Below are 16,933 nucleotides of genomic sequence, written 5' to 3' on the forward strand. Positions count from 1 at the left end.
CGCTGTCATGGGCTATTAATCCACCCGGCGCAAGCTGGCGAAAACCAGTCCTGAGGGTTGTCCATGACCAGCGCCGAGCTCGCCAAACCCAGCCGTAAGCAACGTGTGAGGACCCTATGGATTTCCGACGTGCATTTGGGCACGCGCGATTGCCAGGCCGAGCATCTGTCGCAGTTTCTCAAGGGTTACCACGCAGACAAGATCTATCTGGTGGGCGATATCATTGACGGCTGGAAACTGCGCGGCGGCATGTACTGGCCGCAGGCGCACACCAACGTGATCCGGCGCTTGCTGACCATGGCCAAGCGCGGTACCGAGGTGATCTACGTCACCGGCAACCATGACGAATTCCTGCGCCGCTATTCGAAGCTGATTCTGGGCAATATCCAGTTGGTGGACGAAGCGGTGCACGTGACCGCTGACGGCAGGCATTTGTTGGTGATCCACGGGGACCAGTTTGACGTGATCACTCGCTATCACCGCTGGCTGGCCTTTCTCGGCGACTCGGCCTACGAATTCACCCTGACCCTCAATCGTTGGCTCAACCATTGGCGTGCCCGGTATGGCTATGGCTACTGGTCGCTGTCGGCGTACCTCAAGCACAAGGTGAAAACCGCCGTCAGCTTCATCAGCGATTTTGAAGAAGCCATCGCCCATGAGTGTGTCAAACGCGAGCTGCATGGCGTGGTGTGCGGGCACATTCACCATGCCGAGATTCGCAAGGTCGGCGAGGTGGATTACCTCAATTGCGGGGACTGGGTGGAGTCGTGCACGGCGCTGATCGAGCATTGGGATGGCACGATCGAATTGTATCGCCTGGCTGATGCCCAGGCGCGGGAGGCGCAGTTGAAGGCTTTGAAAGTCGCCGAGCCGGCTTGAACATTGCGCTGATTGCAGTGGCCTCATCGCGAGCAGGCTCGCTCCCACCATTTGATCGTTTTTCCTGAAAGAACGCGGTCCCCTGTGGCCTGTCAGGCGGGTGAGTATTCTTCCATCGCCGCCTTGTAGATCGAGTGCTTCGGCTGCGCAAACAGTCGCGCCATCATCGGTTCAAAGAAGCTCAGCGGCAGGGTGTCATATGCCGGATCAAACGCCGCCGCGTCGTACCTGGCGCAGAATTCGATGGTTGCCAGGTACTGCGGGTGATCGCTGAATTGCTCGCGCAGGTGTCGGTCCATGCCCAGGTGATGGAAAAAGTAGTAGCCCTGGAAAATCCCGTGTTTTTCCACCATCCACAAATTTTCGGCGCTGACGAACGGCTTGAGGATGGCGGCTGCGATGTCCGGGTGGTTGTAGGAGCCAAGGGTGTCGCCGATGTCGTGGAGCAGGGCGCAGACCACGTACTCTTCATCGCGGCCGTCGCGCCAGGCGCGGGTGGCGGTTTGCAGGGAGTGGGTCAGGCGGTCCACTGGAAAGCCACCAAAATCACCCTCCAACAACTTCAGGTGCGCCGCGATTCGTACCGGCAGTTGACGGGCGTAGGCACTGAAGTCCGCAGCAATGATCGCCCAGTCTTCCTGGGTGCCGTCCTTCATGTGGGTGAAACGGGCGTTTGCATTCATCGGCAATCCTCCTGTGTTCTAGAACGGCACGCGGCCCAGAATCATGTCGCGATACATGACGAAATCGCCGAGCAGGCTATAGAAGGGATGTTGGAAAGTTGCAGGGCGATTCCTTTCGAAGAAGAAATGTCCGACCCAGGCGAAGCTGTAACCGGCCACCGGCAAAGCCCACAACAGCATCCAGGTGCCCCGACCAATGGTCAGCGCCAGAATGAAAATGACCAACGTCGTGCCGATGAAGTGCATTCGTCGGCAAGTGCTGTCGCTGTGCTCGCTGAGGTAATACGGGTAAAACTCAGCGAAGCTGTTGAATCGTTTGACGTTTTCCACGACCGCGATCTCTGGGGTTATTGTTCTGACTGCAAGTTGTTCTGCGGGTAGCTTATTTGAGTCTAGAGTGATCAATGGCATCGGCCAGTGACAATAGGCGCCACTTTAGTATCCTTCGGAAATTGGCCGTGACAGTGCGGCTCATCATGTAAGAACCCGACATGAGCGAACGAACGACTTCTGCAAGCTGGGCGATGGGGATTGTCAAAGCACTGGAAATGGACGGCCTGGATTGCCGGGTTCTGTTCAAACAGCTGGGGCTTGACTATGCGGCATTGGATGATCCGGATGCGCGCTTCCCGCAGGACTCCATGACACGACTCTGGCAACGCGCGGTTGAGCTGTCCGGCAACCCGGCGATTGGCCTGAACATGGGCAAGGTGGTACGACCCGCGCAGTTCCATGTGACCGGCTACGCCTTGATGTCCAGCCAGACCCTGGCCGAAGGTTTCAAGCGACTGGTGCGTTACCAGCGGATTATTGCTGAAAGCGCGGACCTGAGTTTCCGCCTGCTGGATGAGGGGTATGCGCTGATTCTGACGGTTCACGGCGATCATTTGCCGCCCACTCGTCAAAGCGCCGAAGCCTCACTGGCCTGCGCCCTGGCGCTGTGCGGCTGGCTGACCGGTCGCACGCTGCACCCGCGCAAGGTGCTGGTCCAGGGCGATCAACCGGCCAATCTCGAACCTTATAAACAGGCTTTCCATGCGCCGCTGGTGTTCAACGCACCTTACGATGCGCTGATTTTCGAGCGTTCGGACATGGAAGCGCCATTGCCGACGGCCAACGAGGCCATGGCGTTGCTGCATGACCGCTTTGCCGGCGAATACCTGGCACGGTTTTCCGAGGGGCGCGTGACCCACAAGGCGCGGCAGGTGCTATGCCGTTTGCTGCCACAGGGCGAACCCAAGCGCGACACCGTGGCGCAAACGCTGCACCTGTCGCAACGTACGTTGCAGCGACGCTTGCAGGAAGAGGGCACGAGTTTTCAAACATTGCTCGACGACACCCGGCGCGAATTGGCCGAGCAGTATCTGGCGCAACCGACCATGACCCTGCTGGAAATTGCCTACCTGCTGGGGTTCGCCGATCCGAGCAACTTCTTCCGCGCCTTCCGGCGCTGGTTCGATGCCACGCCCGGCGAATACCGGGCGCGATTGATGGAAGCGCCACCGACGGTCAGTGACGCCAGAACGCTGGAATGCACAGAACAAATACCGTAATGATCTCCAGTCGGCCCAAGAGCATGCCGAACGAGAGAATCCACTTGGCGGCGTCGGGCAGCGAAGCGAAGTTGCCGGCCGGGCCGATGGTTTCACCCAGGCCGGGGCCGACACCGGACACGGTGCTGGCGGCGCCGGTGAGCGCGGTCATCCAGTCCACTCCGAGCAGCGACAGCAACAGCGCGATCACGCAGATGGTGATGGCGAAGAAAAACGAAAAGGTCAGAATCGAACGCACGATCTCTTCATCGAGCCGGTGACCGTTGTACTTCTGCTTGATCACCGCGCGCGGATGAATCAATTGATTAAGGTTGGCCTTGAGCAGAATGTAGGCCACCTGGAAGCGGAAAATCTTGATCCCGCCAGCCGTCGAGCCGGAACAGCCGCCGACAAAGCCCAGATAGAAGAACAGCATCAGCGAGAAATTGCCCCAGAGGCTGTAGTCCCCCAGTGCGAAACCGGTGGTCGTCACCACCGACGTCACGTTCAGCGCCACATGCCGCAGCGCTTCCAGCCAATGCAGTTTGGTGGTCCACCAGTACCAGGTGCCAAGCACCAGCCAGGTCACCAGCAACATGCCGAGCAAACCTTGGACCTGTTGATCCTTGATCAGCGCCCGGCGGTTGCCGCGCAGGGTCGCCACGTACAGGGTGAACGGCAGGCTGCCGAGAATCATGATGACGATCGCCACCCAGTGCACCGCCGGTTGTGTCCATTTGGCCAGGGACTGGTCGGAGGTGGAGAAACCACCGGTGGAAATCGCCGACATCGCATGGTTGATCGCATCGAACAGACTCATCCCGGCCCACCAGAACGCCAGGCTGCCGACAATGGTGATGCCGACGTAGGCCGCCACGATCAATCGCGCCACCATGTGCGAGCGGGGCATGACTTTTTCGGAGCGGTCCGACGACTCGGTCTGAAACAGCCGCATGCCACCGATGCGCAGCAGTGGCAGAATCGCCACCGCCATGCCGATAAAGCCGATGCCGCCGATCCAGTGCAACAGCGAGCGCCACATCAGAATGCCGGGGGACATGGTGTCCAGGCCACTGAGTACCGTTGAACCGGTGGCGGTGATGCCGGACATGCTTTCAAAAAACGAGTCGGTGTAGCTGATGCGCTGGGTCAACAGAAACGGCAGTGCGGCAAAGATGCACACCACCAGCCAACTGCTGACGGTCAGCAGGTACATGTCCCGTGGGCGCAGGTGAATGTGCTCGGGTCGTCCCGGAATGACCAGCGCCAGGCCGGCGACAAAGGTGATCATGCTGGCCCAGAGGAACGACGGCAGGTCATGGGTGCGGTCGAAGATCACTAGCGTGGCCATGGGCACGACCATGGCGATGGCCAGGGTTATCAGGAAGATGCCGATGATGAAACCAATGATCCGTAAGGTCGGCAACGCCATGAGGTCCGCTCGGCTGAATGTGGGAAGGGCGCCATTCTACCTGCGGTGCAGGGCATGTAAACCGGCACTCCGGCGGTAGATACCGCTAGAATAGCCGCACCAATTTTTCAGGAGGTGGCCGATGCAGGCTCTCGACGTATTGCTCAACCGTGTTTCCGTCCCACGCCTGGTCGAGCCGGCTCCCACGCCAGAGCAGCGCGAGGCGCTGTTTGCCGCCGCCATGCGTGCACCCGATCACGGTCACTTGCAGCCGTGGCGTTTCTTGACTGTCGAAGGTGCTGCGCGCGAGCAAATGGGCGAGTTGCTGGCCGAAGCCGCGAAGCTGCAGGATGGCGAAGCCAGCGAGGCGGCCATCGACAAGGCGCGCAACGGTCCGCTGCGGGCACCGCTGGTGGTCGTGGTGATTGCGCGCTTGCAGGATCACGTCAAATATCCCAAGTCCGAGCAACGGCTGGCGGCTGGCTGCGCGGCCCACGGGATTTTGCTGGCGGCCTATGCGCAGGGCATTGGCGCGGTGTGGCGTACGGGTGATCTGGCCTATTCTCCGCATGTGGCCAAGGGGTTGGGATTGGCCGAAGGCGAGGAGGTGATTGCGTTTCTGTACCTTGGCACGCCGCAGAAAGAACCGCGCGTTGCGGAGAAAGTTGATCTGGCCGAGTTCGTCAGCGCCTGGCCCGGTAAAGCCTGACGACCTCGATCAAAAGTGGGTTCAGGGTTGGACCACTGCGCCTGGGACGAGTGGTAGTTCCAGACTGGCAACAAACCCGCCTTCCGGGTGATTGGCCAGCACCAGGCTGCCGCCATGTCTCTCCGCTGCCCGCCGTGCAATGGCCAATCCCAAACCGTGACCTGCCGCAGTCTGCCCCGGCGCGCGGTAGAAGGGTTCACCGAGTTGATTCAAGTGTTCGGCGTCAACGCCCGGCCCATGATCGCGCACGCTCACCACGATCCGATCTCCCTGACGAAATGCCAGCATTTCGATCGGTTGCCCGCTCACCGGATTGAAGCGCTGGGCATTGCGCAGCAGGTTGTCCACGGCGCGTTCGATCATGGTCGGCCAGCCTTTGAGGTTCAATTGCGCCTCAGCCTCCAGCGTTACGCTTTGTTCCGGTGAAGCCATTTGCGCATCCCGTTGCAGCGTTGCGAGCAAGGCGTTGAGATCCACCTCCTCAGCGCTGGCGTTATCGGCATCGACCCGTGCCAGTACCAGAATTTCGCTGATCAGCGCTTCGAGTCGGTCGCATTCGCGCGTCAGGCGCGGCCAGAGCTTTTGCCGTTCTTCCGGTGACGCCCGTTCGGCCAAGGCCAGGGCAATGCGCAGCCGGGCGAGGGGAGAGCGCAGTTCGTGGGACACATCGCGCAGCAACTGCCGCTGGCTGCCGATCAGGCTTTGCAGGCGTGCACCCATGCGGTTGAAATCAGTGGCCAGTACGCCAAACTCATCGCGGCGGTTGGCCAGTTTGACCAGGCTGTTTTGTTGGTAAGTGGTTTGCCCCAGATCATGCACCGCGCCGCGCAAACGGCTGAGCGGACGGGTAATGGAAAGGGTCACGAACAAGCTGAACAGAGTCAGCACCACCAGGGCGATCCCCAGTGCACTCAGCGGCCAGAGCAGGCTTTCGCGGTGCCAGGCATCCAGTTCCGGGTGTGGAATACGATAGATCAGCAGGTAGGTGTCGCCGGTTTTTTCGCTGGTGTATTCCGCGGTCAGACGACGCCATGGCAGGCGCCGGTCATCATTGTTCTGGCGTGCTTCGAAGGCCGCCGCGCGACGTGGGAAGGTGCCGCGCACCACCGGGTCGCCGCTTTCGTTGAGCACCTGAACATCGATGTGATATTGGCGTTTGCGTTGTTCGAGAATGTCCTGGGCGGCGTCCTCGCCTTGGGTCTCATAGGTTTGAGTCCACTCCTCGGCCAGGGTGTTGAGGCCGGGATGACGACTGAGAATCCACGCGTCCTGATTGAGCATGTGCCCCAGCAGAATGGAGAGCCCGGCAACCAAAGCGATCGCCAGCCAGAAGCTGGCCAGAATACGCCAGAACAATGAGCGCACAGAGAATCCTCAAACAATCACGGAATCACCTGTAGGTGCGAGCCTGCTCGCGAAGAACGAATAGACAACACGTGCTACCTGTTGCCGCGCGTTGTCGTTGACGTCCATCGCGAGCAGGCTCGCTCCTACAGTAAAAGCAGCAGACCCAATGGGGTGAGCCATTGGGTCCGGGGTTAACGCATTATTGCGCTTTTTGCGGTTGTTGCGCTTTCCAGGCCTTGAATTCGGCCCATTCGGCGCGGCGCTCAGCCTGTTGCTTCTGGATCTCGTCGAATTTCTTCTGTTGATCCGGTTTAAGCAGCGCGCGGACGTCGGCTTCGGCTTTCTTGTGGTTGGCGGCCATTTCGTCCTTCATGGCTTTCTGGTCGGCTGGCGAGAGTTTTTCCAGGTACTTGTCTACCAGTTGCTGACGCTCGTGCATTTGCTCGCCCATGATCTTGCGGATCTGATCACGCTGTTCGCGGCTCAGGTCCAGTTTGCTGTACGGGCCTTTGCCGTGCATGCCGTGCATCTGACCGCCGTGGCGCGAACCGTCCATTGGCCCACCCATCGGGCCTGTGCCTTCAGGCATGGCCATGGCAACGGTCGGCAGGGCGGCGGCGAACATCAGAGCGATAAGAGTCTTGCGCATGGTGAATCTCCTTGTCTCATTCCCGGTACGTTCCGGATGAGTACAGATTACGGAGATCAAGGTCAGCGGCGGTCAGTGGAGCGTAAAGCTTGGGTAAAGATGGTTTTGCGCCGAGCTGACATAACGTCATTTGGGGCGCCGGGCTGCGAAGCGGCCCCAACAGCGGGACTGCTGCGCAGTCAACGGGCGCAAGCTCCCTCGCCACAGGTTGCAGTTGGCCAGCTCTTTCTCGGTTTACAGGCTGTAGTAGTAACCACGGCTGCGCAGCGCGACGATGCGCGGACGGCCATCGGGGTGCGGGCCGATCTTCTTGCGAAGGTTGCTGACGTGCATGTCCAGGCTGCGGTCGTACAGCGTCAGTTTGCGACCGAGGGCGATTTGCGCCAGTTCCTGTTTGTCCAGTGGCTCGCCGGGCTGCTTGAGCAAGGCTTCCAGCAAGCGGCTTTCGGAGACGGTGAGGGTGAATTCCTGTTCGTCGATGCTGACTACGCCGCGCACCGGGCTGAAGCACAGATCGCCCAGTTCCAGCTGGCTGGAAACGGCCGCCGGGTGGCTGCGGCGTAGCACCGCTCGCAGGCGGGCGGTCAGTTCCCGCGGGTCGCAGGGTTTGGCCAGGTAGTCGTCGGCACCCAGTTCCAGGCCGAGGATGCGGTCCAAAGGTTCACCGCGGGCCGAAAGCATCAGTACCGGCAAGTCCGGGTGATCGCTGCGCAGTTGCTTGAGCAGTTCCAGGCCGCTGCCATCCGGCAACATCACATCCAGCACGACGGCTGCCGGAGACGTTTCGGCCAGTGCACGACGGGCGCTCTGGCCATCGTGACAGGCACGGACTTGAAAGCCTTCCTGGCTCAGCCAACTGCTCAGGAGCTCGCACAACTCCTGATCATCATCAATAAGTAACAGCTCGCTCATGACTCACTCAATTTAGCCATTGTCGACGTTTTCGACTTGCACCACTGGCGAAGATACCGCAGAGCAGGGCCAATAGCGCAACTCCAGCGCCGATGACGAACCATTGTTGCTGATCGGTCAGCAAACGCGGCAGCGGGCTACTGGCCTGGGCCTCCTTGAGCTGCAGCTTCAAGCGCTGGTTCTCCTGGCGCAATCGGGCCAGCACGGGGCTTTCGCGCTCGCCATCGGCATTTTGCAGTTGTTTGCTCAGTTCTTCCCGTTGCCGCTCGCTTTCCTTAAGACGCTGTTGCAACTCAGTGATCTGGCTGCCAGCGCTCAGGGACAACGGCGTCGAACTACCGCCACTGGCGCTTTCTTCACCGTGGGCGGGGGCCACGATCGACAACGTGACCAACATCAGACACAACGGACCCTTGCGCATCACGACTCCTGATTCCAATACGAGTATTGGGAAGTTGTCGGCAGGCAAACGAGAATAATGAGCGATTGAGAGCGCGATGAACCGAGAAGGTTCATCGCGAGGGGGACGAATTACGGCAGGACTTGCTTGAACGGCTTGACCGAAACGTTGGCGTAGACGCCTGCGGCGATATACGGATCGGCGTCGGCCCAGGCCTGGGCAGCGCTCAGGGAGTCGAATTCGGCGACGATCAGACTGCCGGTGAAACCCGCCGCGCCCGGATCATTGCTGTCGACCGCCGGATGCGGGCCGGCCAATACGATGCGACCTTCGCCCTTGAGCGCTTGCAGACGCTCAAGGTGCGCTGGCCGGGCGGCCAGGCGAGCTTCCAGGGAGTTGGCGACGTCTGTGGCAATGATTGCGTAAAGCATGTCAGTCCTCGGTTTTTGGCGTGGTGGTATCGGCATCGTGCAAGTGGCGGGACAGGTAGATACCTTGACCGACCAGGAACAGTAAAGTCATGCCCAGGCTGCCGAAGACCTTGAAGTCGACCCAGTAGCTCTGGAAGGTGAACGCGACAAAGAGATTGGCGGCACCGCAAAACAGGAAGAACACGATCCAGGCGATGTTCAGGCGGGTCCAGATGGCGTCAGGCAGGGTCAGCGCGTGGCCCATGATGCGTTTGATCAGCAACTGCTCACCGACGAAATGGCTGCCAATGAACGCGAGGGCGAACAGCCAGTTGACCACCGGGGCCTTCCATTTCAGGAAGGTCTCGCTGTGGAACGCCAGGGTCAGGCTGCCGAAGACCAGGCAGGCGATCAGGGTCAGCCACTGGCTCTTCTCCAGCTTGCGCTGTTTGATGAACAGCGTGCCGTAGACCACCAGGGAACTGATGATGAGCATCGCGGTGGCGCTGTAGATGCCGCCTACAGTGACCTCGTGGCCGGCAATGTCGACGACCCTTGGATCAATCTTGAAGACGATGAAAAACAGCAGGAGGGGGATGAAATCGATGAATTGTTTCACAGTGGCAGCCAGAAGCAGGATGTGGCGGCATAATAACAAACATATGGGCGCGCGATAGCGCCAGCTGATTTGAGGTTACAAAGCCCCGTGAATGTTGATTTGCACTGCCATAGCACGGCCTCCGATGGCGCCCTGGCGCCTGCGGTTCTGGTTGCGCGTGCGTTCGAGAAAGGCGTGCGAGTCCTGGCCTTGACCGATCACGATACCCTCGAGGGCCTCGACGAGGCCCGCAACGCAGCGAACGCGCTGGGGATGCAACTGGTCAACGGTGTCGAATTGTCCTGTACCTGGGGCGGTGCGACCATTCATGTCTTGGGCTACGGTTTCGACGTCAATGCCGCGCCGTTGGTCGAGGCAATCGCCAAATTGCATGACGGTCGCTGGTTGCGATCCGAAGAAATCAGCCGAAAACTGGCGCTCAAAGGCATGCCGGGCGCGCTGGAAGGCGCACGGGAGATCCAGCAGGAATTGGGTGACAGCGGCAACGCGCCGGCCCGCCCGCACTTTGCCGACTGGATGGTGCGCGAAGGTTTCGTCAAGGATCGCGCCGAAGCGTTCCGCAAATGGCTGGGTGCCGGCAAGCTGGGCGACGTCAAGCTACATTGGCCGACCCTGGAAGATACCGTTGAAACGCTGCGCGCAGCCAACGCCTGGGTCAGTCTGGCGCACCCTTGGCATTACGATTTCACTCGCAGTAAACGTCGCCGCCTGATTGCCGACTATATTCAAGCAGGGGGCCACGCAATTGAAGTGGTCAATGGCCATCAGCCCGCCGAGCAAGTGGGCAGCCTGGCCATTCTCGCCCGGGAGTTTGGTCTGCTGGTCAGCGCCGGCAGTGATTTTCATGGCCCTGGAGGCTGGTCCGAGATCGGTGAGTACCGCCCGGTCCCGGAGGATCTGCCACCACTGTGGTGTCGATTCAAACATGACCCAATTATTGCCGCCGTCTGAACAGGTAGAGAATGTGAGTCAATTTTTCCAGATTCATCCGGAAAACCCGCAAGCGCGCCTGATCAAGCAGGCGGTCGAAATCATCCGCAACGGCGGGGTGGTGATTTATCCCACAGACTCGTCCTACGCCATTGGTTGCCAGATCGGCGACAAGAATGCCGTGGAGCGCGTGCGCCGGTTGCGCGGGCTGGATGACAAGCACAATTTCGCGCTGATTTGCAGCGACCTTTCGCAATTGGGACTGTTCGCCAAGATCGACACGGGCCTTTTCCGCTTGCTCAAGGCCCATCTACCGGGCCCGTACACCTTCATTCTCAACGCCACCCGTGAAGTGCCGCGTCTGCTGTTGCACCCGAAAAAACGCACCATCGGCCTGCGGGTGCCGAGCCATCCGATTGCCTTGGCGCTGCTTGAAGAGCTCGGCGAGCCGCTGATGAGCGTGACTCTGATCCTGCCCGGCGAAACCGACCCGATGACCGATCCCTATGAAATGCGCCAGGTGCTTGAGCATCAGGTTGACCTGATCATCGACGGCGGTTTCGGCGGGGTCAAGGCGTCCACCGTGATCAACCTCGCCGACGGCGAGCCGGAAGTGATCCGCGTCGGTTGCGGCGATCCCACGCCGTTCATGGCCGAGGCCTAGATGTCTGCAGTAGAACCCGTCGACAGTCAGGCCGGAGCCCAGCAAGAGCTGCCCTTCGCCATGGTCTATGGCCAGGCGGTCATGGAAATGCCGCTGGACCTGTACATTCCGCCGGATGCGCTCGAAGTCTTTCTCGAAGCCTTCGAAGGCCCCCTCGATCTGCTGCTGTACCTGATCCGTAAACAGAACATCAATATCCTCGACATCCCGGTGGCGGAAATCACCCGTCAGTACATGGGGTATGTCGAGTTGATGCAGTCGGTGCGCCTGGAGCTGGCCGCCGAGTACCTGGTGATGGCCGCGATGCTGGCCGAGATCAAGTCGCGGATGCTGCTGCCACGGGCCGAAACCGTCGAAGACGAGGAAGAAGACCCGCGCGCCGAGCTGATCCGCCGCTTGCAAGAGTACGAGCGCTTCAAGGCCGCTGCCGAAGGCATCGATGGTCTGAGTCGCGTCGGTCGCGATGTGCTGGTGCCCAAGCTCGACGCCCCGGAAGCCCGGGCGCGCAAGCTGCTGCCGGACGTGCGGCTGTCGGAACTGCTGCTGTCCATGGCCGAAGTGCTGCGTCGCGGCGACATGTTCGAAAGCCACCAGGTCAGCCGCGAGGCGCTGTCCACCCGCGAACGCATGAGCGATGTGCTGGAACGGCTCAAGGGCGGCGGGTTTGTGCCGTTCGTCGAGCTGTTCACCGCCGAAGAAGGACGTCTGGGGGTGGTGGTGACCTTTATGGCGATCCTCGAGCTGGTCAAGGAATCCTTGGTCGAGTTGGTACAGAATGAGCCGTTCGCAGCGATCCATGTGCGAGCCCGAGCCGAATAACGAGTTGAATCATGAACTTGAGTGAACCCCGCGAGCTGGCACCTTTGCTCGAAGCCTTTCTGTTGGCCTCGGGAAAACCGCAATCCCTCGAGCGCCTGTTCGAACTCTTCGAAGAGGGCGAGCGGCCGGAGCCCCCGGTTTTCAAGAAAGCGTTGACGATACTCGCCAAGTCCTGCGATGGCCGCGCCTTTGAACTGAAGGAGGTCGCGTCCGGGTATCGCCTGCAAATCCGCGAAAAGTTTTCGCCGTGGGTCGGCCGCTTGTGGGAGGAGCGCCCGCAGCGCTATTCCCGCGCCATGCTCGAGACCATCGCCCTGATCGCCTACCGCCAGCCGATCACCCGTGGCGAGATCGAGGACGTGCGGGGTGTGGCGGTCAACAGTCAGATCGTCAAAACGCTGATGGAGCGCGAGTGGATTCGCATCGTTGGATACCGCGACGTGCCGGGCAAGCCGGCGATGTTTGCCACCACCAAGGCGTTTCTCGATCACTTCAACCTGAAAAACCTCGACGACCTGCCGCCGCTGGCCGAATTGCGCGAACTGGAGCCCGATCCGGTGCTCGATTTCGACGACGCGCCCGTACCGCCGGGCCTCCAGGAACTGGCGGATGCCAGTGCCGAGCCGGAAGAGCCCAAGGAAGAAACCAGTTTCCATACCCTGTTGCTGGAACTGGACAGCATGGAGGAGGGGATCAAGACCGATTTCGATGATTTGTTGCGTGATGGCGAGGTATCCGTGACTGATCCGGAGTTCGCTGACGTTCAGCCGGACACCGAAGCCGTGCAGATCGAGCCGGCGCCTGACCTTGAAGCGGAGTCCGAACCAGGCATCGAGTCGGAACAGGAAGACGACATTCTCGGTGTCGCCGAAGCCCGGGAAAAACTGCTGGCGGCGGTTGCTGCCCTGGAACAGCCAAAACCCGAGCTGAGTGATGAAGAGGCCGAAGCCTTGGCTTTAGCCGAAGCCATCGAAGCCGAACGCCGCGAATTCGAAGACTGATCTTGACCCTGTAACTGGCCAATACCCCTGTGGGAGCGGGCTCTGGTCAATCATCACAAAATCACCGGCTGGCGGAAAAGCCAATAAGCTTGGGCGGATCAACTAGTCTCTGATGCGCAAACGCCCTGATGAGCGTATGATTCGCGACCCTTCGGCGATCCCTTCGCCCAAGTACACAGATTTGCAACGTTCCAGGCCACGCCTGGACAGATCACACCGGGAGGTGCCCAGATGAGTATCAACGACCAGCAAGACGACCAGCCAATCGGCCCAGCAGGCGAAAAACTGCAGAAAGTCCTCGCCCGTATCGGCGTCGGCTCGCGCCGTGACGTGGAAGCCTGGATCAGCCACGGCCGCATCAAGGTCAACGGCAAAGACGCCACCCTTGGCCAGCGCGTCGACATGCACGACGCCATCACCATCGATGGCAAGGTGATCAAGCGCGAAGAAGCCGCCGAGTCGGTACGCCGCGTGATCATGTACAACAAACCCGACGGCGAAATCTGCACCCGTGTCGATCCGGAAGGGCGTCCGACCGTGTTCGACAAGCTGCCGCGTCCGAAAGAAGGGCGCTGGATCAACATCGGTCGCCTGGACATCAACACCACGGGGTTGCTGATGTTCACCACCGACGGTGAGCTGGCCAACCGCCTGATGCACCCGTCCTACGAGATGGACCGCGAATACGCCGTGCGTGTACGTGGCGAAGTCGATGACGAGATGATCGAGCGCCTGAAAGCGGGTGTCGTGCTCGAAGACGGCCCGGCGCGTTTCACCGATATCCAGCAGGCTCCGGGTGGAGAAGGTTTCAACCACTGGTACCACTGCGTGGTGATGGAAGGTCGCAATCGCGAAGTCCGTCGTCTGTGGGAATCCCAAGGGTTGGTGGTCAGCCGTCTGAAGCGCGTGCGTTTTGGTCCGGTGTTCCTCAACTCCGACCTGCCGATGGGCCGCTGGCGCGAAATGAGCCAGTACGAAGTCGACATTCTTAGTGCCGAAGTCGGCTTGACCCCGGTGGCCATGCCGCAACTGAACGCCAAAAGCAAAGACAAGCTTGAGCGTATGCAGCGCAAGTCGTCGCGTCCGATGGCCAAGACCGAGCGCGTACGTACCCTGCGTCCGGCGGCTGGAGCGCCTGCCGCACCGCGTGAAAGCCGCGAGCCGCAGATCGAAGGTGAGCGTCCGGGGCGCAAGCCTGTTGCACGCCAGGATGGCGAGCGCGGTCCACGCACTCCGCGTCCGGCCAATGGCCGCACCGAGCGTGGTGAAGGTCGCGGTGCTCCAGCCGGTCGCGGTACGCCGGTCGCCGATCGTCCAGTCGACACCAAGCGTCCGGCCAAGCCGGCACCAAAGCGTCCGGGGATCAAGCTGGTCGAGGGTGACAAGCCTTCCGGCAAGCGTCGTGGCGCACCGGCCGGTTCCGGTCAGCGTCCGGGCTTTGGTCGTCGTAAGCCGGAGTGATGTAGTCACTGGCTGCAAGCTGTGAGCGACAAGTCAAAAACGCCATCCCTCGGGTTGGCGTTTTTTTTGCGCCTGGCTTCAGCGATGCGTTGTTTTTGGAGGCCTCTTCGCTGGCAATCCCGCTCCCCCAGGGTTAACGGGTGTACATGAATGTGGGCGGCGCCAACGATCAGTGCGGGAGCGGGCTGACTCGCGATGTCGTTAGCCGGGCCTGCGCCAGCTCCGGAATGGAAACCCGACGTTACGCCCTGTAACGATTTTTTGACGAATTCCGCCGATTACCCCCGTGCAATCCTCACTTCCCTGATGCTGTAAGAAAATTCTTCCACTTCGCGACCCTTTCAGTCTCGGCCGATGGCTCTAACCCGCTTGTCTCAACGCCTCATGCAGGGTGTCATGCGCGCCATGCCTGTCGTGCAGGTGCATAACAAAAAGGAGGCGCAATGAACGCCGCAATCCGTTTTCACCTCTCTGCGTGGGGCAATTTTTCTGCTGTCCCCGTCAATGACCCGCAAAGGTCTGAGCCCTTTTTTACAGCCGCCCGAGCCATTCGGAGTGGACACAGGCAATCCCGGCAACCGACACGCTGACTCAGCGGTGTCTGGCGGCAGGGGGTTAGCGGTGTACAATGCGCCGCGTTTTACCTGTGACCTCCTGCGCATCTGCGCAAACCTCGAGGCTATCCGCCTTGTTCACTCCGCCGCGTCACGAGCGTGTCGGGTTCGATTTCGTCACAGATAAAAACAAACAGGTGACGCATGACCGTTGTAAATACGCTGAACTCCTGGTGCCTGCGCTGGGGTTTGATCGGTGCCGCTTAACGCCTTTGCTGAGCAGCAACGTCTACTGAACATCATCAAACCTTGCGTGAGACCCTTTTCATGAGTGGACAAAACTCGCATTCAGGCGAGCTGAAACGCGGCCTGAAAAATCGCCATATTCAACTGATTGCCCTCGGTGGCGCGATTGGTACCGGTTTGTTCCTCGGCTCGGCCGGGGTACTGAAATCCGCCGGCCCGTCGATGATCCTCGGCTATGCCATTTGCGGCTTCATTGCCTTCATGATCATGCGCCAACTGGGCGAAATGATCGTTGAAGAGCCGGTGGCCGGTTCCTTCAGTCACTTCGCACACAAGTACTGGGGCGGTTTCGCCGGCTTCCTGTCGGGCTGGAACTGCTGGATCCTGTACATTCTGGTGGGCATGTCGGAGCTGACCGCCGTCGGCAAATACATTCACTACTGGGCGCCGCACATCCCGAGCTGGGTCACGGCTGCTGGCTTCTTCGTGCTGATCAACCTGATCAACCTCGCCAACGTCAAAGTCTTTGGCGAGGCCGAGTTCTGGTTCGCGATCATCAAGGTCGTGGCGATCGTCGGCATGATTGGCCTGGGCAGCTACCTGCTGGTCAGCGGTCACGGCGGCCCGCAAGCCTCGGTGAGCAACCTGTGGTCCCACGGCGGCTTCTTCCCGAACGGCGTCAGCGGTCTGGTGATGGCCATGGCGATCATCATGTTCTCCTTCGGTGGCCTGGAAATGCTCGGCTTCACCGCAGCCGAAGCCGACAAGCCGAAAACCGTGATCCCCAAAGCCATCAACCAGGTGATCTACCGCATCCTGATTTTCTACATCGGTGCGCTGGTTATCCTGCTGTCGCTGACCCCGTGGGACAGCCTGCTGCAGACCCTGAACGCATCCGGCGACTCCTACAGCGGCAGTCCTTTCGTCCAGGTGTTCTCGATGCTGGGTAGCAACACCGCCGCGCACATCCTCAACTTCGTGGTTCTGACGGCGGCGTTGTCGGTGTACAACAGCGGCACCTACTGCAACAGCCGCATGTTGCTGGGCATGGCCGAGCAGGGCGACGCGCCGAAAGCGCTGGCGAAGATCGACAAGCGCGGTGTGCCGGTGCGTTCGATCCTGGCCTCGGCTGCCGTGACGCTGATCGCGGTGCTGCTGAACTACCTGATCCCACAAAACGCGCTGGAACTGCTGATGTCACTGGTGGTGGCTACCCTGGTGATCAACTGGGCGATGATCAGCTTCTCGCACTTCAAGTTCCGCCAGCACATGAACAAGACCCGCCAGACGCCGCTGTTCAAGGCCCTGTGGTACCCGTACGGGAACTACATCTGCCTGGCGTTCGTGGTGTTCATTCTCGGCGTGATGCTGTTGATTCCGGGGATCCAGATCTCGGTGTATGCGATTCCGGTCTGGATCGTGTTCATGTGGGTCTGCTACGGCATCAAGAACAAGCGCAGTGCGCGGCAGGCGCTGCAGGCTGCCAGCGCGAAGTAAGCGTAGAGCACAGAAACAACAAACCCGGCCATGTGCCGGGTTTATTGTTCTTGATGTTCTGATTTCACGATTGCGATGAAGTCTGGTTCCTACAAAGTCGAGTATCGATTACTACAGTCATTTCGGAACTTTTAATAAAACGGATTAATTCGGAACGGGCCTACAGCCTGCCTGCTCCTGTTTGCCCTAGACTCGGGCGCTCCAATTAAA

Annotated in this window: 18 protein-coding genes; 9 read left to right on the forward strand and 9 right to left on the reverse strand. The window is 60.2% G+C overall.

What is annotated here, in order from left to right; translation table 11 throughout:
* Positions 1-63: 63 nt before the first annotated feature.
* On the forward strand, positions 64-879 hold the full coding sequence (locus AC1Q6D_RS16530) for a UDP-2,3-diacylglucosamine diphosphatase (protein ID WP_047532099.1): 816 nt from the start codon (positions 64-66) through the stop codon (positions 877-879).
* 92 nt (positions 880-971) lie between these two features.
* Here AC1Q6D_RS16530 and AC1Q6D_RS16535 read toward each other — a convergent pair whose 3' ends face one another.
* Complete coding sequence (locus AC1Q6D_RS16535; protein ID WP_103406375.1) at positions 972-1,562, reverse strand: HD domain-containing protein; 591 nt, start codon at positions 1,560-1,562, stop codon at positions 972-974.
* Between the two features lie 18 nt (positions 1,563-1,580).
* Positions 1,581-1,892, reverse strand: coding sequence for an Mpo1-like protein (locus tag AC1Q6D_RS16540; protein WP_047532095.1), 312 nt, complete (start codon positions 1,890-1,892; stop codon positions 1,581-1,583).
* Between the two features lie 161 nt (positions 1,893-2,053).
* Here AC1Q6D_RS16540 and AC1Q6D_RS16545 point away from each other — a divergent pair, with 161 nt between their 5' ends.
* Positions 2,054-3,115 (forward strand): AraC family transcriptional regulator, encoded by a 1,062-nt coding sequence (locus AC1Q6D_RS16545; protein ID WP_090464243.1) that lies wholly within the window; start codon positions 2,054-2,056, stop codon positions 3,113-3,115.
* Here AC1Q6D_RS16545 and AC1Q6D_RS16550 read toward each other — a convergent pair.
* A complete protein-coding gene (locus tag AC1Q6D_RS16550) occupies positions 3,072-4,526 on the reverse strand; it encodes a TrkH family potassium uptake protein (protein ID WP_103406376.1) in 1,455 nt (484 codons plus the stop codon). The genes AC1Q6D_RS16545 and AC1Q6D_RS16550 overlap by 44 nt on opposite strands.
* A 121-nt stretch (positions 4,527-4,647) precedes the next feature.
* Between AC1Q6D_RS16550 and AC1Q6D_RS16555 the strand changes: the two genes are divergently transcribed.
* Positions 4,648-5,214 (forward strand): NAD(P)H nitroreductase, encoded by a 567-nt coding sequence (locus AC1Q6D_RS16555; RefSeq protein ID WP_103406377.1) that lies wholly within the window; start codon positions 4,648-4,650, stop codon positions 5,212-5,214.
* Positions 5,215-5,235: 21 nt separating this feature from the next.
* On the opposite strand, the gene AC1Q6D_RS16560 is transcribed toward AC1Q6D_RS16555, so the two are convergent.
* The 6 genes from AC1Q6D_RS16560 to AC1Q6D_RS16585 form a co-directional block, all read right to left on the reverse strand.
* Positions 5,236-6,579, reverse strand: a complete 1,344-nt coding sequence (locus tag AC1Q6D_RS16560) for a sensor histidine kinase (RefSeq protein ID WP_103406378.1) — start codon at positions 6,577-6,579, stop codon at positions 5,236-5,238.
* A gap of 181 nt (positions 6,580-6,760) precedes the next feature.
* Complete coding sequence (locus tag AC1Q6D_RS16565) at positions 6,761-7,210, reverse strand: Spy/CpxP family protein refolding chaperone (protein ID WP_103406379.1); 450 nt, start codon at positions 7,208-7,210, stop codon at positions 6,761-6,763.
* A gap of 234 nt (positions 7,211-7,444) precedes the next feature.
* Positions 7,445-8,122, reverse strand: a complete 678-nt coding sequence (locus AC1Q6D_RS16570) for a response regulator transcription factor (protein WP_027922300.1) — start codon at positions 8,120-8,122, stop codon at positions 7,445-7,447.
* Between the two features lie 7 nt (positions 8,123-8,129).
* Entirely contained in the window at positions 8,130-8,543 is a 414-nt protein-coding gene (locus AC1Q6D_RS16575) for an SH3 domain-containing protein (RefSeq protein WP_090464234.1), read from the reverse strand.
* Positions 8,544-8,653: 110 nt separating this feature from the next.
* Entirely contained in the window at positions 8,654-8,953 is a 300-nt protein-coding gene (locus AC1Q6D_RS16580) for a YciI family protein (RefSeq protein WP_047532085.1), read from the reverse strand.
* A 1-nt stretch (position 8,954) separates the two neighbouring features.
* Positions 8,955-9,551, reverse strand: a complete 597-nt coding sequence (locus AC1Q6D_RS16585) for a septation protein A (protein ID WP_103406380.1) — start codon at positions 9,549-9,551, stop codon at positions 8,955-8,957.
* Between the two features lie 87 nt (positions 9,552-9,638).
* Here AC1Q6D_RS16585 and AC1Q6D_RS16590 point away from each other — a divergent pair, with 87 nt between their 5' ends.
* From AC1Q6D_RS16590 to AC1Q6D_RS16615, 6 genes are all read left to right on the forward strand, one after another.
* On the forward strand, positions 9,639-10,502 hold the full coding sequence (locus AC1Q6D_RS16590) for a PHP domain-containing protein (RefSeq protein ID WP_103406381.1): 864 nt from the start codon (positions 9,639-9,641) through the stop codon (positions 10,500-10,502).
* Between the two features lie 13 nt (positions 10,503-10,515).
* Positions 10,516-11,145, forward strand: a complete 630-nt coding sequence (locus AC1Q6D_RS16595) for an L-threonylcarbamoyladenylate synthase (protein WP_103406401.1) — start codon at positions 10,516-10,518, stop codon at positions 11,143-11,145.
* The gene (locus AC1Q6D_RS16600; RefSeq protein ID WP_047532079.1) at positions 11,146-11,964 is read left to right on the forward strand and encodes a segregation and condensation protein A; all 819 of its coding nucleotides are present in this window, start codon (positions 11,146-11,148) and stop codon (positions 11,962-11,964) included.
* Positions 11,965-11,975: 11 nt separating this feature from the next.
* A complete protein-coding gene (gene scpB, locus AC1Q6D_RS16605) occupies positions 11,976-12,965 on the forward strand; it encodes an SMC-Scp complex subunit ScpB (protein ID WP_103406382.1) in 990 nt (329 codons plus the stop codon).
* Positions 12,966-13,196: 231 nt separating this feature from the next.
* Entirely contained in the window at positions 13,197-14,426 is a 1,230-nt protein-coding gene (gene rluB / locus AC1Q6D_RS16610) for a 23S rRNA pseudouridine(2605) synthase RluB (RefSeq protein ID WP_047532076.1), read from the forward strand.
* A gap of 881 nt (positions 14,427-15,307) precedes the next feature.
* Positions 15,308-16,723: an amino acid permease gene (locus AC1Q6D_RS16615; protein WP_103406383.1), complete on the forward strand. Its 1,416-nt coding sequence runs from the start codon at positions 15,308-15,310 to the stop codon at positions 16,721-16,723.
* Positions 16,724-16,933 lie beyond the last annotated feature (210 nt).

It is taken from the genome of Pseudomonas sp. MT92 (genome assembly GCF_058792515.1).